Source organism: Bradyrhizobium sp. NAS80.1, from assembly GCF_001908205.1.
In the GTDB taxonomy this organism is placed as follows: domain Bacteria; phylum Pseudomonadota; class Alphaproteobacteria; order Rhizobiales; family Xanthobacteraceae; genus Bradyrhizobium.
The window spans coordinates 1-24,300 of record NZ_LGHL01000222.1; the positions used below are offsets into that span (position 1 = coordinate 1).

Annotated in this window: 21 protein-coding genes, 1 tRNA gene and 2 pseudogenes; 7 read left to right on the plus strand and 17 right to left on the minus strand. The window is 62.5% G+C overall.

What is annotated here, in order from left to right:
- Positions 1-61 precede the first annotated feature (61 nt).
- The 12 genes and pseudogenes from AC629_RS37655 to AC629_RS37700 all read right to left on the minus strand — a co-directional run bounded on the left by AC629_RS37655 (position 62) and on the right by AC629_RS37700 (position 8,451).
- On the minus strand, positions 62-844 hold the full coding sequence (locus tag AC629_RS37655) for an SDR family NAD(P)-dependent oxidoreductase (RefSeq protein WP_084809791.1): 783 nt from the start codon (positions 842-844) through the stop codon (positions 62-64).
- 18 nt (positions 845-862) lie between these two features.
- On the minus strand, positions 863-2,113 hold the full coding sequence (locus tag AC629_RS37660) for an acetyl-CoA C-acetyltransferase (RefSeq protein WP_084809803.1): 1,251 nt from the start codon (positions 2,111-2,113) through the stop codon (positions 863-865).
- 222 nt (positions 2,114-2,335) lie between these two features.
- Positions 2,336-2,617 (minus strand): annotated as a pseudogene (locus AC629_RS37665) (helix-turn-helix domain-containing protein); the annotation flags it as partial.
- A gap of 540 nt (positions 2,618-3,157) precedes the next feature.
- Positions 3,158-3,922, minus strand: coding sequence for an enoyl-CoA hydratase/isomerase family protein (locus AC629_RS37670; RefSeq protein WP_084809793.1), 765 nt, complete (start codon positions 3,920-3,922; stop codon positions 3,158-3,160).
- A gap of 309 nt (positions 3,923-4,231) precedes the next feature.
- Positions 4,232-5,095, minus strand: coding sequence for a proton-conducting transporter transmembrane domain-containing protein (locus tag AC629_RS37675; protein WP_283848229.1), 864 nt, complete (start codon positions 5,093-5,095; stop codon positions 4,232-4,234).
- On the minus strand, positions 4,980-5,621 hold the full coding sequence (locus AC629_RS50005; protein WP_283848228.1) for a proton-conducting transporter transmembrane domain-containing protein: 642 nt from the start codon (positions 5,619-5,621) through the stop codon (positions 4,980-4,982). Before AC629_RS50005 ends, AC629_RS37675 begins: the two co-directional genes overlap by 116 nt.
- An 85-nt stretch (positions 5,622-5,706) precedes the next feature.
- On the minus strand, positions 5,707-6,009 hold the full coding sequence (locus AC629_RS49340; RefSeq protein ID WP_245332118.1) for a hypothetical protein: 303 nt from the start codon (positions 6,007-6,009) through the stop codon (positions 5,707-5,709).
- A complete protein-coding gene (locus AC629_RS37680; protein WP_084809794.1) occupies positions 6,009-6,350 on the minus strand; it encodes an NADH-quinone oxidoreductase subunit K in 342 nt (113 codons plus the stop codon). The genes AC629_RS49340 and AC629_RS37680 overlap by 1 nt, the downstream gene beginning before the upstream one ends.
- The gene (locus AC629_RS37685) at positions 6,347-7,291 is read right to left on the minus strand and encodes an MnhB domain-containing protein (protein ID WP_084809795.1); all 945 of its coding nucleotides are present in this window, start codon (positions 7,289-7,291) and stop codon (positions 6,347-6,349) included. Before AC629_RS37685 ends, AC629_RS37680 begins: the two co-directional genes overlap by 4 nt.
- Positions 7,288-7,581 (minus strand): monovalent cation/H(+) antiporter subunit G, encoded by a 294-nt coding sequence (locus AC629_RS37690; RefSeq protein ID WP_084809796.1) that lies wholly within the window; start codon positions 7,579-7,581, stop codon positions 7,288-7,290. The genes AC629_RS37685 and AC629_RS37690 overlap by 4 nt, the downstream gene beginning before the upstream one ends.
- Complete coding sequence (locus tag AC629_RS37695; RefSeq protein ID WP_084809797.1) at positions 7,578-7,868, minus strand: MrpF/PhaF family protein; 291 nt, start codon at positions 7,866-7,868, stop codon at positions 7,578-7,580. Before AC629_RS37695 ends, AC629_RS37690 begins: the two co-directional genes overlap by 4 nt.
- On the minus strand, positions 7,861-8,451 hold the full coding sequence (locus tag AC629_RS37700; protein WP_245332119.1) for a Na+/H+ antiporter subunit E: 591 nt from the start codon (positions 8,449-8,451) through the stop codon (positions 7,861-7,863). Before AC629_RS37700 ends, AC629_RS37695 begins: the two co-directional genes overlap by 8 nt.
- A gap of 471 nt (positions 8,452-8,922) precedes the next feature.
- Here AC629_RS37700 and AC629_RS37705 point away from each other — a divergent pair, with 471 nt between their 5' ends.
- The 5 genes from AC629_RS37705 (at position 8,923) to AC629_RS37725 (ending at position 17,407) form a co-directional block, all read left to right on the plus strand.
- The gene (locus AC629_RS37705; protein ID WP_143199757.1) at positions 8,923-10,029 is read left to right on the plus strand and encodes an efflux RND transporter periplasmic adaptor subunit; all 1,107 of its coding nucleotides are present in this window, start codon (positions 8,923-8,925) and stop codon (positions 10,027-10,029) included.
- Complete coding sequence (locus AC629_RS37710) at positions 10,026-13,097, plus strand: efflux RND transporter permease subunit (protein ID WP_084809798.1); 3,072 nt, start codon at positions 10,026-10,028, stop codon at positions 13,095-13,097. The genes AC629_RS37705 and AC629_RS37710 overlap by 4 nt, the downstream gene beginning before the upstream one ends.
- A 273-nt stretch (positions 13,098-13,370) precedes the next feature.
- Positions 13,371-14,837, plus strand: coding sequence for a basic amino acid/polyamine antiporter (locus tag AC629_RS37715; RefSeq protein WP_084809806.1), 1,467 nt, complete (start codon positions 13,371-13,373; stop codon positions 14,835-14,837).
- Between the two features lie 84 nt (positions 14,838-14,921).
- Entirely contained in the window at positions 14,922-16,169 is a 1,248-nt protein-coding gene (locus tag AC629_RS37720; protein WP_084809807.1) for an arginine deiminase, read from the plus strand.
- A 146-nt stretch (positions 16,170-16,315) separates the two neighbouring features.
- Entirely contained in the window at positions 16,316-17,407 is a 1,092-nt protein-coding gene (locus AC629_RS37725; protein ID WP_084809799.1) for a hypothetical protein, read from the plus strand.
- A 95-nt stretch (positions 17,408-17,502) separates the two neighbouring features.
- Here AC629_RS37725 and AC629_RS37730 read toward each other — a convergent pair.
- Positions 17,503-17,592, minus strand: a tRNA-Ser gene (locus AC629_RS37730).
- A gap of 194 nt (positions 17,593-17,786) precedes the next feature.
- Here AC629_RS37730 and AC629_RS37735 point away from each other — a divergent pair.
- Positions 17,787-18,127: pseudogene (locus AC629_RS37735) on the plus strand (hypothetical protein).
- 212 nt (positions 18,128-18,339) lie between these two features.
- Here AC629_RS37735 and AC629_RS37740 read toward each other — a convergent pair.
- The 4 genes from AC629_RS37740 to AC629_RS37755 all read right to left on the minus strand — a co-directional run bounded on the left by AC629_RS37740 (position 18,340) and on the right by AC629_RS37755 (position 23,515).
- Positions 18,340-19,425: an IS5 family transposase gene (locus AC629_RS37740; protein WP_084809808.1), complete on the minus strand. Its 1,086-nt coding sequence runs from the start codon at positions 19,423-19,425 to the stop codon at positions 18,340-18,342.
- 77 nt (positions 19,426-19,502) lie between these two features.
- A complete protein-coding gene (locus tag AC629_RS37745; protein WP_084809800.1) occupies positions 19,503-20,966 on the minus strand; it encodes a trehalose-6-phosphate synthase in 1,464 nt (487 codons plus the stop codon).
- Positions 20,967-21,202: 236 nt separating this feature from the next.
- Entirely contained in the window at positions 21,203-22,024 is an 822-nt protein-coding gene (gene otsB, locus AC629_RS37750) for a trehalose-phosphatase (RefSeq protein WP_084809801.1), read from the minus strand.
- Between the two features lie 3 nt (positions 22,025-22,027).
- Positions 22,028-23,515, minus strand: a complete 1,488-nt coding sequence (locus AC629_RS37755; RefSeq protein ID WP_084809809.1) for an MFS transporter — start codon at positions 23,513-23,515, stop codon at positions 22,028-22,030.
- 182 nt (positions 23,516-23,697) lie between these two features.
- Between AC629_RS37755 and AC629_RS37760 the strand changes: the two genes are divergently transcribed.
- Positions 23,698-24,081: a DUF3175 domain-containing protein gene (locus AC629_RS37760; protein WP_084809802.1), complete on the plus strand. Its 384-nt coding sequence runs from the start codon at positions 23,698-23,700 to the stop codon at positions 24,079-24,081.
- The last annotated feature ends 219 nt before the right edge of the window (positions 24,082-24,300 follow it).

The following is a 24,300-nucleotide window of genomic DNA, read 5'->3' on the forward strand; positions in this document are numbered from 1 at the left end:
GGATTTTTATTTTGACGCGTTTTCTTCACGTGAACCGGTATCCACTTCGCTCGAAAACGCTCTAGCGCGGGGCCATGCGGATGGCGCCATCGAGGCGGACGTCTTCACCGTTGAAGTAGCCGTTGGTGATCATGGTCAGCGCCAGCTGCGCATATTCCTCCGGCAAGCCAAGACGCTTCGGGAACGGCACCGAGGCGCTCAGGGCGGCCTTGACGTTCTCCGGGGCCCCCTGCAGCAGCGGCGTGTTGAAGATGCCCGGCAGGATGGTGTTGACGCGGATGCCCTCATTCATCAGGTCGCGCGCGATCGGCAGAGTCATGCCGACGACGCCACCCTTCGAGGCCGAATAAGCAGCCTGTCCCATCTGGCCGTCCTCGGCCGCGACCGAAGCAGTGTTGACGACCGCACCGCGCTCGCCGTCCTCCAGCGGGGCCAGCGACAGCATGCCCTTCGCCGACTTCGCGATGCAGCGGAAGGTACCGACGAGGTTGATCTGGATGATGCGGTTGAAGGCATCGAGCGGGAAGTGAGTGGCTTCGCCGGTGGCCTTGTCTCGGCCCGCGGTCTTCACCGCGTTGCCGGTGCCTGCGCAGTTCACCAGGATGCGCTCCTGGCCGTGCGCCGCGCGAGCCTTGGCGAAAGCTGCATCGACCTGCTCGTCGGAGGTGACATCGACCTTGCAGAACACGCCGCCGATTTCCTTGGCGACAGCCTCGCCTTTCTCTTCGTTGAAGTCGAAGATAGCGACTTTCACGCCGTGCGCAGCGAGCGCCCGCGAGGTGGCTGCGCCGAGGCCGGAAGCGCCGCCGGTGACAACGGCGGCGACCGATGAATTGAGTTTCATTGCAGTATCCTTTCCTGGTCAGATGCGTTCGATGATGATGGCCGGCGCCATTCCACCGGCGGCACACATGGTGACGAGACCGTAGCGTCCACCGCTGCGCTCGAGTTCATCGAGCGCAGCGCCGATCAGGATCGATCCTGTCGCGCCGATCGGATGGCCGAGCGCGATGGAGCCGCCATTGATGTTGACTTTCGTCCGATCCAGCTCGAGGTCGCGGATGAACTTCTCGGCGACGACTGCGAAAGCCTCGTTGATCTCCCAGACATCGATGTCGTCCTTGGTCAGACCGGCCTTGGCGAGAACCTTCCTGGCCGCTGGAACCGGAGCGTTGAGCATCAGCGTCGGATCGTCGCCCTGATTGGCATAAGCCACGATCCGGCCGCGCGGCTTGAGGCCGTGCTTCTCGGCGTATTCCTTCGACGTGATCAGGACCGCGGCGGCGCCGTCCACCACGCCCGAGCTGTTGCCGGCATGATGCACACCCTTCCAGTCGAGGCCTGGGTAGCGGCGCTGGATCTGCTTCTTGAATGTCACCCCGTTGCCGAGATCGAAATCGGCAAGCTGCTCGAAGCTGGGCTTCAGCGAAGCAAGGCCTTCTGCAGTGGTCTCGGGGCGCGGAAATTCCTCACGATTGAGGGCGACGCTGCCGTCGTCGTTGAGTACGGGGATCACCGACTTGGCGAAGCGGCCCTCGTCGATTGCCCGCTTGGCTCGCTGCTGGCTGACCAGTGCCAGGGCATCGCAGGCCTCCCGGCTGATTCCCTCACGCGTGGCGATGGCGTCGCCGCACACGCCTTGGTGAGACTGTGGGTGAATCTCGTCAAGCGCAGGATTGCCCGCCCCCATCATCCGCGCCGGCTGTCCTGCCTTGGAGCGCTCGGCTGCGAGGGTCTGTTGATAGCTCATCATCTCGGTGCCGCCCGCGATGATGCAATCCTCCATCCCCGACATCACCGAAGCCGCCGCGAGGTTCACTGAGGTGATACCACCGCCGCAGAAGCGATCCAGCGTCGTGCCGCTGGCGTTGATGTCGTATCCGGCCGCGAGCGCCGACATACGTCCAAGATCGCCGCCCTGCTTGCCTTCCTGGGTCGATGTCGACCAGATGATGTCATCGACCGTCGACGTATCCAGCTTGTTGCGCTCCTTGAGCGCTCTGAGGACCGTTGCTGCGAGATGCTGCGGATGCAGGTGCGACAGCGCCCCCTTCCCCGGCTTGCCGATGCCCCGCGGGGTGCGAACAGCGTCGATGATGTATGCTTCGGACATGCGCTTCCCTTCGTTTCGAACGTTCTGCTTCATTGAGTGGTGACGATGGTTCCGACCATGTGCGTGATGCTGCTTGTCGCCGAACCCGGCTCGACAATTGTGCTGCGCCGATCTTCGAAGCGCCTAAAGCGCGAGCTGATCCTCCACCACATGGACGGTCGAGCTCTTGTGGAGTTGCTGTTCTCCAGCACGGGCCACCTCGTCGCAGCTTTCCGCAAATGATGCGGCGCCGAGCGCGATGGCTTGCGGACCCAGAGCATATTTCTGCTGTTGCGGCAGGTAGACCAATTGGCCGATGCGGGTGAGGGTCAACATGAGACGAGAGACCGTCGAGCGAGGAAGACCACAGCGGTCGGCGATTTCCCGATTGCCGAGACGCATGGTTCGATCTTCGAAGCAGCGCAAGATGTCGAATGCACGCGAGACGACCTGTATCACGTCCCTGTTTTCCATGCCGCAGGAAGGACCCTCTTGCGTCATCAGTCTCTCAGATCGACGTCCCATCGCTTACGCCCTCAAAACATCCGAATGGTATTTTCGCGGAAGTGAACGAACTCCCGGCCTGGTTCGAGTAACGCGCACCTTCCGGCTCGCGTCGCGTCCGCCCGACCTGTCTCGCCGTGACGCCATGCGCCGGAAACTCGCGATAAAGCTTCCGCGATGAAGGACACGGTCCTGACTAAGGTCGCGGTAAGGAGCCGGCGCGCTGTTGATGCGGGTCAGCAAGGTGGCGCCATCGCTCTCAGCGATGTCTCTAGCCACCATCAGCGCGTTTCTCTCCGTAGCCACGGCTTCCCGTTTAGTTAAATGATTAATTAGTTAGTTGATTGATTAAGATGGCCAACCGCTCCCTGTCAACCTCGATCAGGGTCGTGGGCGCGCCGGGATCATCGCGGATAGTCGGATCAAATTGGTCAATTTCACCCGGGAAAAAATATCACCCGGCGCTACGGTGGCTTTGGCGACCCGAGCATCCCTAAGGCCGGCCAACTAGCGGTGCCCAGACCCCTCATAGGAATTGGAGCGGTGCGAGGCTCGCACCAACTACCGGGACTTGTTCTCGAAGGCGGCGATGCGCTCTTGCATATCCGGGCCGCGCCCCCGGCTCTCCAGAATTTCCCATTGCAAGCCCGCATCGAGCGGAAGGCCGTCCGTCGCATTAAGGAGGCTCTTGTTCGCCGCGTGAGAGAAGGCCGAGTTCTGCGCGATACGCTCCGCGAGCGATTGGATCTCTGCGTCGAAGCGATCCATCGCAACAACATACTCAGCCAACCCGATACGGACGGCCTCGGACGCATCGATCATGTCAGCGGTGAACATCAATCGCTTGGCCGTTGCAACGCCCACTCGCCGAGGCAAACGCTGGCTCATGCCCCAGACTGGCGTCAGGGCCCACTTTGCGTGGGTGTCGCCAAAGCGGGCGTTGTCGGCGGCGACGATGAAATCGCAGGCCAACGCCACCTCGAGTGCGCCGGTGTAGCAATGACCATGCACAGCGGCCACGACGGGCTTCGGCAGCCTCTCTAACATCCGTAGCGTCTCGCTATGCCATCCCCTGGAGGGGGTCTTCTCGCCAGTGCTGATGTCCGAGAGATCGTGTCCGGCGGAAAAGCATTTTCCAGCGCCTCGCAGAACCACACAGCGAACACGCTCATCATCACCGAGAGCGCCAATGTGCTCTCTCAGTTCCTTAAAGAGGTCCACCGTCAGTGCGTTCAACTTGTCGGGTCTATTCAGCGTCAACTGCGCCCAGCTATCATGGTCATCGCGCGTGACAAGCGCATCGGCATTCGAGGTACTGGGAATCATTGGGCGTCTCCGTGCAAATTCGAAACGTCTATCCATTGCGGCTGACGCCGGCCCGTCGCTTCGCTGGCGTTGGCCTTAAATATCCTGACTGAGACTTCCTCGTGATTCAACAATTCAAGTACAGACAGGTACACGCGTCAAACGCCCCAAATTGCGCCACACGGAAACGGCTGATGTTGCTTGCGAACAATACCCGTGCGGCCGCCCCTTCTTAGTCACGATCGAAGTAGCCTTCGTCGCCGACTCGATTGCGTCGAGGATCGCGTTCCTTCCGAACTCGGGTGATGATCCGATCGAGTGCTCGTTGGTTCAGGTAGCCATGTGCATCAATGCGCCAAGCAGTAGCGCCAGCAAGAGAAGGCACATGCTTGCCGCAGGCCATTGGCAAAGAACCTCATTTCCTCTTTCGACGAGGCCGCCGAGGGCGAGGCTGCCGCGTCGGACAGGGGCGGCCGCTGTCATCATTGCCTTCCAGGAGGTCGAAGACGCGAGCGGATGCGGCCAAGGGCTGACCAGGATCGCAATAACCGCGCCTCCCAGCGCGGGTAGGAGCAATTTGGAAAGTATCCCGGGGCTGAAGAGGGGCGATGTCATGTCGGACGGAACCGGTAGATACGGTCTCAACGGCACGAGGCCGAGCAATAGCGAGCATAGTGCCAGGACGAGCGGCGCCGCGTCTCGAATGCGCGATGTAGGGCCGGCCAGGACGATCGGCTTGTCTGAAGCCGCAAGCGCATGAGCCAGGACGAGCACGACATAGGCGGCCGTGAACATCCCTCCGGCCTGGACCGCAATCTCCCACCACCACTGCCCATTCTCCTCTGCCGACCGGAGCAACAGATCCTTCGCAAGGTACGCGCCACTGAGGGGAACGCCCATCAACGCGATTCCACCGAGGGCAAAGACCAGGACGTTCAGGGGCAAGGCTCGTGCAACACCGCCCAACCCCGTGATGCGATCGTGGCCAACCGCTGCATAGATCGACCCCACGGCCATGAACATTGCGGCCTTCGCGGTGGCGTGAGAAACGGCTTGGAGTAGGCCGCCCGCCAAGGCGTCACCACTCACGAGGCGGCCCGAGGCATGGTACGCCGACGGAAACATCAGGAAGAGATAGCCGATCTGGGCCACGGTGGAATAAGCAATCAGAAGCTTGAGACGCTCCTGGCGCAAGGCCACGATGCTCCCGAACACAATTGCCGCCGCCCCCCAGCGCGCCGAGCAACTGCGTTGCCGCGAATCCGGGCAGGCCAGGCATGACGTTGAACCAGAGCCGCACGACGATGAAGAAAGATCCCTTGACGACCAGGCCGGACAGAATTGCACTGGCGGCAGCCGGTGCTCCGGCGTGGGCGGGCGGCAGCCACAGGTGCAACGGGAAGAGCGCGGTCTTTGCCAGAAGACCTGTTGTCATCAATGCGGCTGCGACAAGTGCGGCGGGCTCCGCGCCAACGCGACGCGACAGCAGCACGATGTCGAGCGTGCCGTGGAGACCATAGAGCAGTGCAGTGCCGACCAGATAGAGGACCGAACCGAGCAACGCGAACAGCAGATAACGCAGCGCCGATCGCAGCGTCTCCGCGCGGCCGTCGAGCGAGACCAGCGGAACTGCGGCGAATGTCAGCAATTCCAGGGCAACGTAGAGGGTGAATAGATCCCCACCCAGGAAGATCGTGTTCAGCGCCCCCCAGATCGCCAATAGCAAGATCCAGAAAGCGAACGGCGCGCGGGTCTCGGGGCGTTAACGGAGAAGTCAGCAGTGGCGTAGACGGCGACCGCGCAGATCACGATTGCAGTGGTTGCCAGCATGACGGCCGACAATCCGTCCGCACGGAAATTCCCAGCGGTGGTTGCCAGCCGCCGAGCAGGTAAACCAGTGGGCCTTCATTCTGCGGCAGTGCCACGAGAATCGCCGCGGCAATCGCCAACCCGAAAGGAATAACAATCGTGTAAGCGACCAGCCTGACGTACCGCTCGCCCAGAACGAAGGCCAGCAAAACTCCCGAGACCGGCACGACAATCGACAAGACCAGCAGGAAGCCGCTCGTGGTCGTTGCTGCGTCCAGCGTCAGGGTGGGGGACAGCATCAGCCACCAGACGGAGTTGAGCCAGCGCCCGGCGGAGCGCCATTGCTCAATGTTGTGGAACCGGTCGCCTGAAACAGTCGCAACAAGAGTGCGATCGCCAGCGCCGTTGCGGAGAAAGCGACCACTACCCCTGTGATCACCAAGGCCTGCGGCACTGGATCGTTGCCAACGCCTGCCGCAGCGCCCCTCCGTCCGACGATACCGAACAGAAGGAATACCCCGCTGCCCAGCAGATTGAAGGCGATGATCTTGCGAAGGGGCTGCGGATTCGTGATCAGGCCGTAGAGGCCAAGTCCGACCGCCGCAGCGGCACACAATCCAAACACAGTCACGCCGCTCATTGCCTCGCGCTCCGTTCCGGTGCGCCAGCAAGCAGAAGGCCGAGGGTTGCCGCAATCGTGAGGATCATGGCGACCTCGATGCCGAGGATCAGTGGCTTGGCTTGAGCTGGCGGATAGGAGAGGAATGCCGCGCCAAACAGAAGTCCTGCAAGGCCGACGACAAGGAACAAGCCGGGCCCGGCAATGAGGACAAGCCGCAGCCATCGACTGCGCACGGGTGGCGTGTCCGCCAATCCGGCCATGATGGCCAGCAGCCACATCGCCGCGAGAATCGCGCCGCCCTGAAAGGCTCCGCCGGGGTGGTTGGCTCCAGTCCAAAAGATATAGATCCCGACGACGATGCCGATCGGCGGCAACAAGCGTGCAAGAAAGACGAGAACGCTATGCGGATCGGCTTGATGGCGGGGCCCTGGCCGGCCACCCCAGGCACTGTCTGGCGTGAGCGACCAAACGCCGATGATGGCGAGCAAGAGCACGACTTTCTCGAGCATGGTGTCCATGGCGCGGAACGCCATGAGTACGTTGGTGACGGGGTTCGCCAGGCTTGTCGCCCAGGCATTTGAAGCGGCCGCGGGTGCAAGCGTTGGTGCAGGATCGGGCAGGACCAGTACCGCGCCGGCAAGCGCCGCGGCGGTCAGTGCCGATAGTATTGCCGCGCACACGCGCACCGCTTTGCCCGGCGCGTCAGCCACCGTCGGCTCGGAATCCCGCAGCCGGGCGGCCGCACCCAGCAGCAATACGCCGCCCAGCCCTCCGCCGATTGCGGCCTCGGTCAGCGCAACGTCGATGGCGTCGAGGCGTACCCAGATCAGCGCAACCAGCAGTCCGTAAGCAACGTAACCGACCGTCGCCGAATAGGTCTCGCGCACGACGATCGTCCAGATGCCAAGGCCCAGCACGACAGCCGCAAGCACGATTTCGAAGATTGTCGCGATGCTCATCTGGCCGATTCACCTTGCCGCGCGGCGCGCGCGATCAGTTGCGAGACGGTCGCACCCGCGAGCAGTCCGAGCAGCCAGATGCTGACCAACTTGAACCCGTCGCGGAGGCTTGCTGCTTGCGGGAGCAATCCAAGCACGACGAGACCGAGGCCAAGATTGTCTGCCTTCGTGAGTGCGTGCAGGCGTGTCAGCGTATCGGGAAAGCGAAGAAGGCCGACGGTGCCGGCCAGAAAGAAGAACGCGCCCGCCGACACCGCCACAATCGTAATAATGTCGCGTAGCAAACTCATGTGGTCTCCGTTGATGCGCTACCGTCGGCTTCGAGGCTGGAAAGCCCTTTCTTGACAAAAGCGATAGACGCGAACGTGGCGAGAAGCGCCAAAGTCAAGGCCACGTCGATTGCTGCCGGCAGGTTCGCTACCGTGCCGAGCAGCAGCAGTGTTGCGATACCACCGGTTCCGATTAACTGCGCTGCCATCATACGGTCGGCGTCTCCCGGACCACGCAGGATTGACACCAGCCCTAACGCCAGCATCGCGAGAATGAAACCGACTGCGGCTGTCAGGAACTCAGTCATTGTAGAGCGCTCGAACCAAGGCCGCTTCCTCTGCAGCAAGCTCGGCAACCATCGGCTGCTCGACATCTAGGCAGTGATAGACCAGCTGACCGTTCTCCTCTCCGGTCGGCACCGTGCCGGGCAGCAGGCTGGTGAGCGTTGTGAATACGTTGCGACGTATCCCGGATGAAAGACGGGTCGGATAAGCCACGAACCCCGGGCGCAAGGGCAACCGCGGATCGAGCGCGCGCCTTGCGACATCCGCTCCGGCCACGACCGAGTGGTACAGGAACAGCAACACCAGTTGACCGATGGCACGAACCGAGCGCCGTGCTGTCCTGGGCTCAAGCAAGCGCAAGCTCGTCCAGGTCGCTGCAGCGACGGCGGCGGCTGCGGCAGGAATGTCGGCGGGATCCGCTCCAGCCAGCACTAACCAGAGGCAGACGAACCATGCTGCTCGGGAAGTGGCGCTCCACCAGAATCCTCCGGCTATGACGCCCGCATTCGCATCTGGTGTCCCTGAAGATCCACTCATGTTGGATTCCTCGATCGGTAACCAGACCATGTCGCCGGTACCATGCGCTAGTAACGGAACCCGGGACATTGGGTGATCGCCTGATTAAAGATAAGGGAAATCCCTAGGCATGCAGGCATAATCCTCTGTGCTTTAGCCAGCCCGAACCGATCCCCGCCAATTGCTGCACGACAGCAATATCACGCTGGGGCTATCCTTTGCATGGATTGATGCGACGAAGAACACTTCGCCTGCCCCCTGCTCGATTGTAGCTCCGAGCCGGAGCGGACGACGACGGGAGTGAAGAGACTCGAAGCTCGACATCAAGTTCCGAACTGAGCCTCGGCCTGAGTATTCCAAAGGGGCCGCAGTCCGGGGTTACATCCGCCGGTTCCCAGTAGATTTACCGATACAAGAGAAGGGCACTTCGGCAAAGAATATCCGCGAAGACAGCGACAGATGGCCGTGTCTCGGTACAAGCGGGCTTGGCCCAACTCCTGCTCGAGGCAGAGATTTGTCGACCAGACGAACTTTCCGAAATTGGAAAGGCCAGTCATGGCTATGCACGGCGGCCGAACGACACCAGGACTGATGCTGACAGTTATGCTCGTGGCAGCGTCCTTCTCGGTGATGCTGGCCGGCTGTAACCGAGAAGCAGGAAACGCGGCTACGCCCACACCGCGAATAGTACGAACCGCAACTATCGAGAGACGCGAGACGTCAACACCGCTGACGTTTACTGGCCGGATCGAAGCCGAGGATGAGGTGAGCGTGGCATTCCGGATTTCCGGACGCCTCCTGGAGAACGACACCAAGATCGGCGACCGGGTGAAGGCCGGACAGGCGCTGGCGCGACTGGAACCCCAGAACGAAATGAATGCGCTGCGACAGGCGCAGGCGGCGCTGGCCGCCGCTCAGGGCCAGCTCACGCAGGCTCGCAATCATTTCGATCGCCAGGAGACATTGCTGGCACAGGGATGGACTACGCGCGCGAATTACGATGCTGCAACCCAGGCCCGCCAGACCGCGCAGTCACAGGTGGACGCTGCCGAGGCTCAGCTCAACTCGGCGCATGATCTGGTCAGTTTTACCGAACTCAAGGCCGACGCGCCGGGCGTCATCACCGCGACGGGGCCCGGCGCCGGCGAAGTCGTCCAGGCCGGGCAGATGATAGCCAAGATCGCCCGACAGGATGGCCGCGACGCGGTCTTTGATGTACCCGCCCAATTGATCCGGTCTGGATCGGTCGATCCGCAAATCACCGTGAGCCTTGCGGATGACCCGACCGTAACCGCGCAAGGCCGCGTCCGAGAGGTTGCCGCACAGGCCAGCCCGGTAACCCGAACCTTCGAGGTCAAGGTCGGACTGACCGACCCTCCGGCGGCGATGCGACTTGGCGCGACCGTCGTGGGTCGGGTCCAAACGAACGCGGGGCCGACGATCGACGTTCCGTCGACGGCCTTGACCAAGATGAATCAACAGCCCGCCGTTTGGGTTGTCGATCCCAACACCAGCACGGTCTCGATCCGCAACGTCGAGGTTGCACGATTTAATGAAGCGCAAGCGACCATTTCCCAGGGCCTCGATAGAGGGGAAATAATTGTCACGGCCGGAGTCCAGGCACTTCATCCGGGTCAGAAGGTCCGCGTGCTCGGGTCAGCACCATGACCGGAGTAAACCTTTCCGATTGGGCACTCAGGCATCGCTCGCTTGTCGTCTATATGATGATCGTTGCGGTGGTCGCCGGCGTGTTGTCCTATTTCCGGCTCGGCCGGAACGAGGATCCTGCGTTCATCATCAAGACCATGGTCGTTCAGGCTGCCTGGCCCGGGGCATCCGTCGAAGAGACGATGAAGCAGGTAACGGAGCGACTCGAGCGCCAGCTTCAGGAAACGCCTCATCTGGACTTCTTGCGCAGCTTCACCCGGGCAGGCGTCACGACCATCTTTGTGAACCTGAAGGGGAGTGCCAGCGCCAAGGAAGTCTCCGACACCTGGTATGAGGTCCGGAAATCCGTCGGCGATATGCGCCATACGCTGCCTGCCGGCGTTATCGGACCCGGCTTCAACGACGATTTCGGCGACACGTTCGGCATCATCTACGGCTTTACCAGCGACGGCTTCACGCAGCGCGAACTGCGCGACCATGTCGAGGATATCCGCTCCAGGCTGCTCCTTGTGCCTGACGTGTCGAAGATCGAGCTGTTGGGCGAACAGGACGAGGTGATCTTCGTCGAGTTCTCCAAAAAGGAGCTTGCTACCCTCGGGATCGATCGATCGGCCCTGATCGCGGCGCTTCAGGCCCAGAACATCGTGCGGCCTGCCGGAACGATTCAGACCGGCTCCGAAAGCATTTCGCTACGGGTGTCAGGCGGCTTTTCCTCGGAGCAGGACATTGCCAGCATCAACTTCGCTGCCGGCGGCCGCATGCTGCGCCTGAGCGATATCGCGCGGGTGCGGCGTGGTCACGCCGACCCGCCGCAACCGATGTTTCGTGTCAACGGCCAGCCGGCAATCGGGCTTGCGATTGCAATGCGGGAAGGCGGCGACATCCTTACGCTCGGCCAAAACATCAAGAAAGCGATGGCGCAAATCACCGCGGACCTGCCGATCGGCATCGAGCCGAGCCTGGTCGCAGACCAATCCGTCGTCGTGCACAAGGCGATCGGCGAGTTCATGACATCGCTGCTGCAGGCGATCGCGATCATTCTCGCCGTTAGCTTCATCAGCCTGGGCGTTCGTCCCGGACTTATTATCGCGCTCGCCATACCATTGACGCTCGCGATCGTGTTTCCGGTCATGGAGATCGCCCGCATCGACATGCAGCGAATATCCCTGGGCGCGCTGATCATCGCACTTGCATTGCTCGTCGACGACGCGATGACGACCACCGACGCCACGCTCACCCGGCTGGCGGAGGGCGGCAGCAAGGTCGAGGCCGCGACCTACGCGTTCCGGACCCATGCCTTCGCCATGCTCGCGGGCACGCTGGTGACGATCGCCGGCTTCATACCGGTCGGCTTCGCCGCCAGCTCGGCGGGCGAATATACCTTCTCGCTGTTTGCCGTGGTCGCCATCGCGCTGCTGGTATCCTGGTTCGTTGCAGTCATCTTCACGCCGTTGCTGGGAGCCGTCATTCTGGCTCCGCCGAAGCAGAGGAACGACGACGCTCCGGGCGGAATTTACCGCATGTATCGCAACGTCCTCACGTTCGCGATGCGCGCAAAATGGCTGACGATTGTCGTTTCACTGGCGCTCTTCATTGCATCGCTTCTCGCGCTGCCCTTCATCCCGCGCCAATTCTTTCCGTCGTCGGATCGACCGGAGCTGCTCGTCGATCTCAGCCTGCCGCAGAACTCATCGATCTATGCGAGCGAAACAGCCGCCAAAGACCTGGATGCGAAGTTGACCGGCGATCCTGATGTCGCGCACTGGAGCACCTATGTGGGTCGCGGCGCCATTCGCTTCTATCTGCCGCTCAACGTCCAGCTACCCAACGATTTCTTCACGCAGGCGGTTGTGGTGGCAAAGGATGTCGCGGCGCGGGAGCGGTTGCATGCGAAGCTGGATAGGTTCCTGGCGGAGGAATTTCCAAACGCGATTTCGTCCGTTGCTCCGCTCGAGCTCGGCCCCCCGGTCGGCTGGCCGGTGCAGTATCGCATCAGCGGCCCCGACGTGGCGCGAGTGCGTGAAATCGCGCTCAAGGTCGCGCAGATCGTTACCGGCAATCCCAAGGCCAAGCAGGTGAATTTCGACTGGATGGAGCCGGGCCGCCAGGTACGCATTCGTGTCGATCAGGACGAAGCGCGGCTTCTCGGACTCAGTTCGCAGGCGATAGCAACCGTCCTCAACACCGTCATATCCGGTACCCCCGTCACCCAGGTTCGCGACGACATCTACCTGGTCAACGTTGTGGCGCGCGCAACCGACGAGCAGCGTGTCTCGCTTGCCACCCTGCGCACCTTGCAGGTGCCGCTGCCTGGCGGGCAAACGGTCCCGCTCAGCCAGTTTGCGACCTTTGAATATGACCAGGAATTTCCCCTGATCTGGCGGCGTGACCGCGTTCCGACCCTGACGGTCCAGGCTGCCATCGCCGGCGATACGCTGCCGGAGACGGTGGTGGACTCGCTTTCGCCAGCTATCGAGGATCTGAAAAAGACGCTTCCCGCATCATACGACGTAGTTGTCGGCGGCACCGTTGAAGAGAGCCAAAAGTCGCGGGCATCCGTCCTCGCCGTGGTGCCCCTGATGCTATTCGTGATGTTCACGGTTCTCATGGTTCAGCTGCAGAGCTTCCCGCGATTGTTCATGGTCCTGAGCGTGGCGCCGCTCGGTCTGATCGGCGTGATTGCGGCGCTGATGCTCTCCGGCAGACCTCTGGGCTTCGTTGCCATTCTCGGCGTTCTGGCTCTGCTCGGCATGATCAGCAAGAACGCGGTGATCCTGATCGGTCAGATCGAGGCAGAGCGTGCGCAAGGCAAGGGGCCCCGGGAAGCAGCGGTCGATGCCAGCAGCTCGCGCTTCCGTCCAATCATGCTGACGGCAGTGTCGACCGTTCTCGGGATGATCCCCATTGCGCCCACAGTATTCTGGGGGCCCATGGCCTTCGCGATCATGGGCGGCCTGCTGGTCGCGACACTCCTTACGCTCGTTTTCCTGCCCACACTTTATGTCGCGTGGTTCGGTGAATCAGGGCGGGCCGACCCTTCCGCTCCGCAGGTGCCACAAAAAGGGTAGGGACTTAGGCATGGAAACGCCAATGACTTCTACATGCGGTGATGCGGTGATTCCGACGCCCCCGAAGCTGCATGGCCCCCAGGTCGTGACTGTCGGATCCAACATCCACTTGTATTGCATGTTGTGCAGATTGCCGCGGCGCGCTCCCGCGGGTTGTTTATTTTTGCCAAAACAACCAATCGACTGGATTTTTCCGACCCGGCGGCCGATAGTGCCACCAAAGAGTAATCCTCTGACCGGCTCGTTCGCGGCAGGGAGATGAAGGAGGGGAAGATGACGTCTTCGACAACGTCGTCAGCGTCTTCGGCGTCCTCAACGACCGAGCAGAAGCTTCCGCTCTCCTCGCTGACCGCCATGGTCATCGGCTCGATGGTAGGGGCTGGGATCTTCAACCTTCCCGGCCGGTTCGCGACGGCAACCGGCCCCTTCGGCGCGCTCATCGCCTGGGCGATCGCGGGAACCGGCATGTACATGCTCGCGCGCGTGTTCCAGGCTCTCGCCGAGAAACGGCCGGACATCGACAACGGCGTCTTCGCGTACGCCAAGGCCGGGTTCGGCGATTACACAGGCTTCCTGTCGGCCTTCGGTTATTGGATCGGCAGCGTGCTGGGCAACGTCTTCTACTGGGTGCTGATCGGCACGACGCTCGGCCGATTCTTCCCTCGGATCTTCGGGGACGGCACCAGCGTCGTCGCGATCGTCGTATCGCTCGTCGGCGTCTGGGCGTTCCATTTCATGATCCTGCGCGGCGTCAAGGAGGCCACGTACGTCAACACGATCGTCACAGTCGCCAAGATCGTGCCGCTGATCCTGGCGGTCCTGCTATTCGTCTTTTTCTTCAACTATTCGCAGTTCTCCGAGAATTTCTTCGGCGGCGTGGGAATGCCGGAAAAGAGCCTCGTGGCGCAGGTGCGCGACACGATGCTGATCACGGTGTTCGTCTTCATCGGCATCGAGGGGGCGAGCGTCTACTCCCGCTACGCCACGAAGCGCTCGGACGTGGGCGCCGCGACCGTTCTCGGTTTCGTGGGCGTCACCGGCCTCATGGTCGCAATCACGCTGCTTCCCTATGCGGTGGCGCCGCGCGCGGCGATTTCGGGGGTGGCGAACCCGTCACTTGCCGGCGCCTTGGAGCTCGCCGTCGGGCACTGGGGTGCGGTGCTGATCTCGATCGGCGTGCTGATTTCGGTATTGGGCGCGTTTCTAGCCTGGACGCTGATTTGCGCGGAAGTGCTGTTCGCCGCCGGCAAGTCGCAGGATATGCCGCGGCTCTTCGCCGCGCAGAACAGCAACGGGGTTCCCGCCATTGCGCTTTGGCTCTCGAACATCGTTGTTTCGCTGTTCATCATCTCGACCTATTGGTCGCGGGACGCCTTCAACTTCATGCTCAACATGACGAGCGTGACATCGCTCCTGCCCTATCTGCTCGTCGCGGCATATGGAGTGCTTCTGGCTCGAAGCGGTGTGGGCTACGAGAAGACGCCGGACGAGCGCGGCCGCGATCAGGTCATCGCGTGGATCGCGGTTATATACACAGTCTTCATGTTCGTCGCAGCGGGACTGAAATACGTACTGCTGTTGACGGTGCTCTTCGCGCCAGGGACGATCCTCTATGTCTGGGCGCGACGGGAGCAGAACGCGCGCCTGTTCACGCCGGTCGAATTCGGCATCTTCGCCGTCACGCTGATCGCAGCCGCCATCGGCGTCTACGGACTCGCGACCGGACTCATCACGCCGTGAGGGAATAGAAGGCAAGACGATTTGTCGGGGAAGCGCGCCCGGCCCGCAAATGTGGAGCGTAAGGAACACGAGGAGCTCACGACGATGACGGATACTTCGACGACCTTCGGTGTCCACTCGGAAGTCGGCCAGCTTCGTCTGGTGATGGTTTGTGCGCCTGGACACGCGCACCAGCGCCTGACCCCCAGCAACTGCGACGATCTTCTGTTCGATGATGTTCTCTGGGTGGACACCGCCAAGCGCGACCACTTCGACTTCATGACCAAGATGCGCGATCGCGGCGTCGAGGTGCTGGAAATGCACAATCTTCTCGCCGAGACGGTTGCAGTTCCCGAGGCGAAGAAATGGATTCTCGATAACCAAGTGACGGCCGATCAGGTCGGCGTCGGCCTCATCGACGAGGTTCGCGGCTATCTCGAGGCGCTCAAGCCGCGTGAACTCGCGGAGACGCTGATCGGCGGCCTGTCGACGCAGGAGTTTCCGCAGCATATCGGCGGCGAGACCCTGGGGCTAGTGCGCGACGCGGCCGGCGTCAACGAGTATCTTCTGCCGCCCTTGCCCAACACGCTCTACACCCGCGACACCACCTGCTGGATCTATGGCGGCGTCACGCTGAACCCGCTCTACTGGCCGGCGCGGCACGAGGAAACGATCCTCACGACCTCGATCTATAAGTTCCACCCCCGCTTCGCCGGCAAGGTCAATGTCTGGTGGGGCGATCCCACCAAGGACTGGGGCCTCGCAACCCTCGAGGGCGGCGACGTCATGCCAATCGGCAAGCGCAACGTGCTCATCGGCATGAGCGAGCGAACGTCGCGGCAGGCGATCAGCCAACTGGCGGCGAGCCTGTTCGAGAAGGGCGCGGCCGACCGCGTGATCATTGGCGCCATGCCGAAGCTGCGCGCTGCCATGCATATCGACACGGTCTTCACCTTCGCAGATCGCGACTGCGTCCTGATCTATCCGGACATAGTCAACAAGATCGAGTGCTTCTCCTACCGGCCCGGGTCGAAGCCCGGAACGCTCGATCTGCGAAAGGACGGCGGCCTGGTCGAAACGGTTCGCGACGCCCTGGGTCTCAAGGAGATGCGCGTCGTCGAGACTGGCGGCACCGACTACATGCGCGAGCGCACGCAGTGGGACAGCGGCGCTAATCTCGTCTGCGCATCGCCTGGCGTTGTTTTTGCCTACGACCGCAACGTCTACGCCAACACGCTTCTGAGAAAGGCGGGCATCGAGGTCATCACCATCGCCGGCGCCGAGCTCGGCCGCGGACGCGGGGGCGGACACTGCATGACCTGCCCGATCATCCGTGACGCGGTTGACTACTGACGCGGCGCGCAGCGAGGATCGGTGAGACTTGCACTGCGCGGCGTAGGGAGCCGAAACGCGGGGGGATGAGACGCCGTCGTGGCGCTGGGGGCAATCGGCTCCCTGGCGCCCTCCCTTCAGACGGAGACGACACGGAGGACCGGGAGATGGCTGATGCGGATTGGATCGGAACGGTGAGCAGGGGCGGTTTGGTCCGGTCCGCGGCGGCGCTCGCAGCAGTCATCGCGCTCCTCGCCATCGTGTCGACGCCATCGAGCGTGCGCGCGCAGGCCACCGCAGACCGGAGCGCGGTCGGAGACCGGAGCGACGCCGGCGTCGACGCCGACGACGCGCGTACGGACGCCATCCTCGGCACGCTCAACCGCACGACGCCAGGCAACTACGACAACCTCTACGCGACCGCGCCCGGCGCCGAGCAGCAGGCCGTGAGGCCGCAAATCCGGTTCAATGGTCTCGTCCCCCTCAACTTCGATTCGAACCCGCTGGAGCTTGGCTCCGGAAGCCCAGCCAGCTGGGGCACATTTCCGGTCGCCAATCTCTCGGCGGCGGCGCCGCTCGGCGACTTGCCGTTCCGCGTCTCGGTCAGCGCCCGTTCGGAGTTCAAGCGCTTCTCCAACGCTTCGGACGCCGACATCGACCGCCTGACCTTCTCCGGCCGCGTGCAATATGTCGACCCGGCCAACGATCAGGCCTTCTCGCCCTACTTTGCCATCACGCCGCGCTTCAGCTACCTCCCGACATTCTCAAATCAGACGGAAGCGCGGCAGGACATCAATCTCGGCTTCAACAAGAGTTTCCATTTCGACGGCTCCTTCCAGCCTGTGCCGTTCGCGGCCGACACGTCCGCCGAGACTGTCTGGTCCTTCGGCCTCACGGCCTTCGTGCAGAGGCGCCTGCGAGAGCCGCAGCTCTCGTCAGACGCGCTGGTCCTGGTTCCGTCAGTGTCGTGGGCCATTTCGAAGAATTGGAACGCTAGCTTTGCGGTCGAGCTGCTCGGCCGCTGGTACGAGCCCGACCGCTTCGGCAAAACGAGCCGCGACTGGGAGGTGCTGCCGATTGTGACGCTCGAATACATCATTCCCGCATCGCTGTTCGGTAGCGAAAGCGTCGCCAATCTGCTCGGGCGTCCGGCGATCGACCTGCAAGCGTCACACCTCAAGGTCTGGTCGACTGTGCCGGGCGTCAGCTTCAACCAATGGGAAGCAAGCGCTACGCTGAAGGTCGGCTGGCGATTCTGAGCGTCGACTGCTCCTTACGACAGGATCGAAGTTTATGAAGCGAGTCGCCTGGCAGAGCCGGCAGTGCAGGTCTGTTTAAGGGTTTTGGAAGGTGTTGGCGGAGAGAGTGGGATTCGAACCCACGGTACGGTTTCCCGCACACACGCTTTCCAAGCGTGCGCCTTAAGCCACTCGGCCATCTCTCCGGAGCGCCCTCTCTTGAAGGGGCGCCAGTGATTTTGCAAGGGATCCCAGGGAAATCGGGTGAAATTTCCTCAACTTATTGTATTTGCAAGGGAATATTTGGGCTGCGCGGAGCGTTGATCCGCCCGCCGGCTGAACCCGTGGCGGGTTTGGTACGACGATTCACTCGAGAACGCCCAACACCCCCGGGGACGCCATGACCATCCGCAAGACCATCGCCGCGCTGGGCCTGATTTCGGCCCTTGGCTCGGCCTTCGCCGTGCCGGCTCTGGCACAGGTCTGCACCCGGCAAGGCGTCGACGTGAGCTGCGACGACGGGCGGCGCGGGTGCTTTCGGGCGACGCCATCCTCTGGCCGGACGGCACGCGCTCGAGCTCGACACCGCATCAGAGCGTGATCATCGGCAACAAGAGCTCGGTGCATGTCGGGCCCGGCGTGTTCGTCGGACAGGGCAACGGCATGGTGCCGCTGGACGATCCGAACGCGCCCAACAAGCGGCAGTGCGCGATCCTGGATGGCGTGTCGTATTGCTATTGAGGTGGGCGGCGCTGCTCTTACCTCGCCCCGGTTCCGGGGAGAGGTCGGATTGCGTCGAACACACAATGCGGGCGAGGGAGACGAACTAGCAGTCTGCTGAAAAACCTTTTGAATGGAGAGTTTTGTAGTCGTTGCGGCTATTGTCGGAGGCGGCGCGGTGGAGTTGGAGGCGATTTGCAGGCTGGTGTTGGGTGTCTCCTGACGCGGGGTGGCTACGCGGCAAGCAGTTTGGGAATGCGGATCAGGTTATAGGCGATCAGATTGAGCAGGAAGTCGGCGGCGACGCGAGCGATGCCACGATGTTTGGTCTTGCGCATGGTGCCGTGCTGCTTGCCCCATCCGAAGATGCACTCGACCATCGCCCGGCGCGATTGCGACATGCCATATCCCGGATGCCGCGTGGTTCGTTCGTCGATGGCGCTGTTGCGGGTCTTGCCGGTTGTGGTGACGGCCCGGTTCTGCGTCACATGCGGCGTCACGCCGATGGCGCGCAGATTGGCGACATGATCGGCGGTATCGTACGCCTTGTCCTCCCCGGCCGTGATGCGGTGGCCTGCGGCTTTGCGTCTCGCCCTCAGCATGGTCTCCGAAGCCCGGCGTTCGGCGGTGCCATTGGCATGCGTGACCCTGCCGGCCACCGCCAGCCCGTGGCGGTTCTCCATGGTGGCATGGCCCATATAGCAAAGCTTGGCCTCCCGTCCGGCCGCCTTGCGATAAAGCCTGCTGTCCGGGTCGCTGGTGCTCGCATGGGTGTCGTTCTTGCGCTTCTGGCCGTGGAAGTTGGCGCCGTCATCGTCGCCGCCACTGCCGTCCTTGGGGCGAAAGCTCTTCTGTGAAGCCCAGGCTTCGATCAGCGTTCCATCCACCGAGAAGTGCTCGTCCGACAGCAGCGGCTTGACCTGCGGATGGTTCAGAAGCCTGGTCATGAACTTCGTGAACACATCGCCGTTCTGCAGCCGCTCCCGGTTCTTGGTGAAGGTGGTCGGGTCCCACACCGGATCGTCCGGCGACAGTCCCACGAACCAGCGGTACAAAAGATTGTAGTCCAGTTGCTCCATCAACTGCCGCTCCGAGCGGACGCCGTAAAACACCTGCAGCAGCAAGGCGCTCAACAATTGCTCCGGAGGGATCGATGGGCGTCCCTCGTTGGCATAGAGCCTCCCAAGGCTGCGGTTCAAATCACTCAAAACATCCCGGACAAGTTCCCGGACCTGTCGCAACGGATGGTTCGCTGGCACACGCTTATCCGGCGCGATGTACGAAAACAGGCCGCCCTGATCCGTAAACCTGCCGCGCATGATCATCTCCACCGATTCGAGATGACAAAGTGAATCATCAAGCCCCCTCCGTGGCGAGGGGGTTCTTCAGCAGACTGCTAGATCAACCGCACGCCTGAGATCGCAGACTTGAGCCAGCGCAGCGCCTGCGGCGGCTGGGCGGCGAGCGGGGCGACGGCGGTCTTTTCGGGCCGGCACCTTTCCAGCTCAGTGACGAAGTCGGCAGACCATTGCTGGATGGTGTGGCCGCGCAGCTTCTTCATCATGGCGTCCCAGCGCATCTTGCGCTCGGTGAGCGGCATCGCAGCCGCAATCGCGATCGCGCGCGCCATGCCGTCGATGTCGTGCGGATTGACCAGCAGCGCGGCGTCGAGTTCATTGGCCGCGCCGGCAAATTTCGACAGCACCAGCACACCCGGATCGGCCGGATTTTGCGCGGCGACGTATTCCTTGGCGACGAGGTTCATGCCGTCATGCAGCGGCGTCACCACGCCGACCTGCGCGGTGCGATAGAGACCGGCGAGCACGGCCTGGCTAAAGCCCTTGTTGAGGTAGCGGATCGGCGTCCAGTCGACCTCCCCATGACGGCCGTTGACGTCGGTCACGAGGCGCGCGACCTCGTTCTGGAGATTGCCGTAGGCCTCGATGCCGCCGCGCGAGGGGTTGGCGATCTGGAGCAGTGAGATGTCGCGCGCGAACTGCGGCTGATCGGTCCAGAGACGGTCGAACGCGCTGATGCGATTGACTAGCCCCTTGGAATAGTCGAGCCGATCGACGCCGATCGCGAGCCGCTCGCCATTCAGGCTGCGGCGCAGTCGCGACACGTCGGGATGCGAGGCCGACTTCGCGGCATATTGCGCAAACTTCTCAGCATCGATGCCGATGGGGAAGACCTCGCAGCGCGTGCGGCCGTGCTGCGAGAGCACGCCTCCATCATCGACGGTGAGGCCGAGCTCGCCGCCGACATAACCAAGGAAGTTCTGACGATCCTCCTCGGTCTGGAAGCCGAGAAGATCGTAGGCCAGCATCGCCGTGATCAGCTCGCGATGATTGGGCACGCCCTGAATCACCGCGGCGACAGGCCACGGCGTGTGCAGGAAAAAGCCGATCGGATCGTCGATGCCGAGATCGCGCAGCTCCGCGCCGAGCGAGAGGAAGTGATAATCCTGCACCCAGAACGCGGTCCGGGCTTTTCGGAAGCGCATCAAGGCGCGCGCCATGAAGGCGTTGACTTCGCGATAGCTGACATAGTCCTCACGCGAGACGCGGATCAGATCGCTGCGCGAATGCAGCGCCGGCCACAGCGCCGAATTGGCAAAACCTTCGTAATAGCCGCCATAGTGCGCCGCCGGCAGATCCAGCGTCGCAATAGCGCCCGAGCCCAGCGCCTCGATCTCGGCGAACGGTTCCTTCTGATTGCCGTCACGCACGCGGCCGGAGGAACCCACCCAGATGGCACCCGAATACTCTACGACGGGAAGCAGTGCCGCAGCGAGGCCGCCCGTCATGGGCTCGTTGGGTTTGCCGCGCGCAACTCGATTTGAAACGATCACTAAGTTCACAGGGCGTCCCCTCCTGTTCATTCCAGCCCGTTTAACTGCCGTTCATCAATATGGTTCCTGTCATCATTTGTACGAATTGAAACCAAAATCAGGCACGTGCGTTGGAACCAGTTTCCTTGCGAGGAACCCGGCGATTTCATTCGAGAATGAGAGCTTGAGCGACTGTTTCGCGCAGCAGGAATGACGCGCGCAATGGAACTGCGCGTGCAATAATGTGGCTCTGCGGTGGCGATGCCTTATTCCAACCTTGTATCCTCGAGCAGGCGCGCAAGGAACGCGCGCACATCCTTCGGCGCATCGAAGTGGCCGTCGACGCCGATGGCACGGCGGCCGACCGAGAAGGCAAGCCCGTTCATGTCGGGCATGATTGCGAACACGGTTTCATCGGTGACGTCGTCGCCGATGAAGATCGGACGGCGTCCTTTGAACGGTTCACGCTTCATCAATTCGCGCACGCCGGTCGCCTTGGTGAAGCCGGAATGCTTGATCTCGAAAACGAACTTGCCGGGCAGCACTTCGATCGGCGCATTGGGCAGGTCGGCGCGGATCAGCGAGATGGCTTCGTAGATCGCCTTCTCCGCGTGCGGCGCCAGGCGGTAGTGCAATGCCAGCGAATAGCCCTTGTCCTCGAGCAGAATGCCAGGGCTGAGCTTTGCGATCGAAGCCAGGCGCCGCTTCAACTCCCTGTCCATTGGCGGAGCGTGCACGTCGTCGGCCTCGTTGCCGGCCGACAGGCGCATCTCCGCGCCGTGACCGGCGACGGCACGAAAGACGTCGGGCGCGAAGATCAGGTCGATGTCGTTGAGCGAGCGGCCGCTGACCATCGCGAGCGCGCCGGAGGTGCGCTCGGCCAGCCGGGTGAGCGTATCCGACAGGCCCGGCGGAACCCACACCTCACGCGGCGTCGGCATCAGGTCGAGCAGCGTACCGTCGATATCGAGCAGGATCGCTGTCTCGTCGAGATGGGGGACGAGGGCATGCGGCACGGGCACCGCATCGGGCGCTTCATCATCGGGCATGGCGCGCTTCTGATCCAATTCAGCGAGTTCCGATTTCATACTCTACTCCAAAAAGGCGAGCGGCCGCGCGATTTGTTCGAGCGATTTGCGCTCCGCGGAGACGGCATAGCGCCACGCCACAATCGCGGCCGCGATCATCAGAAATGCCCCCAGCAAATAGCCGGCGAACACGCTGTTGCGTGATCCGGTATCGATCAGTGCGCCGAACAGCGCGGGTCCGATCACCCCGCCGATGCCGGTGCCGACCGCGTAGAACACCGCGATCGCCAGCGCGCGGACTTCGAGCGGAAAGGTCTCGCTGACGGTGAGATAAGCCGCGCTCGCGGCGGGCGAGGCAAAGAAGAAGATCACCATCCAGGCGATGGTCTGTCCTTGCGCGCTGAGTGCGCCGATCGAGAACAGATAGCCTGAGAACGCCAGCAGCAGACCGGAGACGCCATAGGTGAACACGATCATGCTGCGGCGACCAAGCGTATCGAACAGGCGTCCGAGCAGCAGCGGGCCGAGGAAGTTGCCGGCCGCGAAGGGCAGCAGGTACCAGCCGACGTGGTCGGCGCTGATGCCGTAGAAGTCGGTCAGTACCAGCGCGAAGGTGAAGAAGATGGCGTTGTAGAAGAAGGCCTGCGCGCTCATCAGCACGAGGCCGACCAGCGCGCGCTGGCGATAGGCCGAGAACAGCGTGTGCACGACCTCGCGGATCGGCGTGTGAGTGCGCATCTTTAGGCGGATTTTCGTGAAGCGTCCTTCGCTCGCATCATGGTCATGTCCGATCACAGAGCGCTCGATGTCGTCGACGATGGCGTGGGCCTGATCGGGACGACCGTGGATCATGAGCCAACGCGGACTCTCGGGAATCCACATTCGCATCAATAGCACGACGAGACCGATGGTCGCGCCGATGAGATAGGCGAGACGCCAACCGAGATCGGGACCGAACACAGCGGGATCGAGCAGCACTATGGCTGCAACCGCGCCCATCGCCGCCCCGATCCAGAAACTGCCGTTGATGACGAGATCGGTCCAGCCGCGATAGCGCGCCGGCACCAGTTCCTGGATGGTGGAGTTGATCGCGGTGTATTCGCCGCCGATGCCGGCCCCGGTGAGAAAGCGAAACAGCGCATAGCTCGCGACGTCCCAGGACAATGCGGTCGCGGCGGTCGCCGTGAGATAAAGCGCGAGCGTGATGAAGAACAGTTTCTTGCGGCCAATGCGGTCGGTGAGCCAGCCGAAGCCGAGCGCGCCCAGAACGGCGCCGGCCAGATAGGCGGAATTGGCGACGCCGAGATCGAGATTGGAGAATTGCAGCGACGGGCTCTGCTTCAGCGCGCCGGAGAGCGCGCCAGCCAGCGTCACCTCGAGCCCGTCGAGGATCCAGGTGATGCCGAGCGCGAGCACGACACGGGTGTGGAAGCCGCTCCACGGCAGCGCATCGAGCCGTGCAGGGATGCTGGTCTCGACGATGCGGTCGGTCGCGACCTCCGCCGAGACTGCAGGTCCATAGTTCAATGCTGGGCTCTGCTGCAATTCCATCGCGTTGTTGCGTGTGACCAAAGCGATCAGCCCCGGTTCACATGATGTGGATGGGGTTCGCTCCGATCATGGGGTGCGGCATTCCGCCTGCCACCTGCAACAACGTCTGCGGCGAAGGCAGGTTCCCTTGGGAACGCTCCCGTGGACTGCCCGTTTCCGATGGAGCTGCAAGGAGTTGACGCATGGCTCACGTCAGAAAGACGACACATTCCCGCAAAACAGCCTCACGCAGAACGGATCGCCGAAAGACCGGCGCGAGGCGCAGCACCACTCGCAAGAGTTCAAAACGCGCAGCTCCAAAGCGCTGGTCGCAACGTGTAACGAAGGAAAGCGATGCGCTCGACCTGGAGCGCGGCGTATTCAAGCTGACCAGCGCAAAGAAGATCGCCGCGTCCCTCAAACGCTCGGCCGAGCACAGCTCGCGCCGCAAGGCCGGGGCGTACCGCTCGGCACTCTCAATGCTGACCTTCTACATCAACCGCGCCGGCAAGACGCTGCCCGAGACGCAGCGCACGCGGCTTGAACGGGCGAAGGTGGAGCTGAAGCGGGCGTTTGGGCGGGAGTGAACTCTCCTCCGTCGTCCCGGACAAGCGGAGCGCCGATCCGGGACCCCTGCGCGAGCGCTTGCGCTCGTCGCGAGCCATAGGATGCGATTTGGCGAAGACTTGGAGTTACCGCCTTCGTGCCACGACCACGGCCTGTGATTATCCCGACGAGCGCAAGCGCTCGCGCGGAGGTCCCGGGTTCGCTTCGCGCCCCGGGACGACAGCAGAGTATGAGGCGGC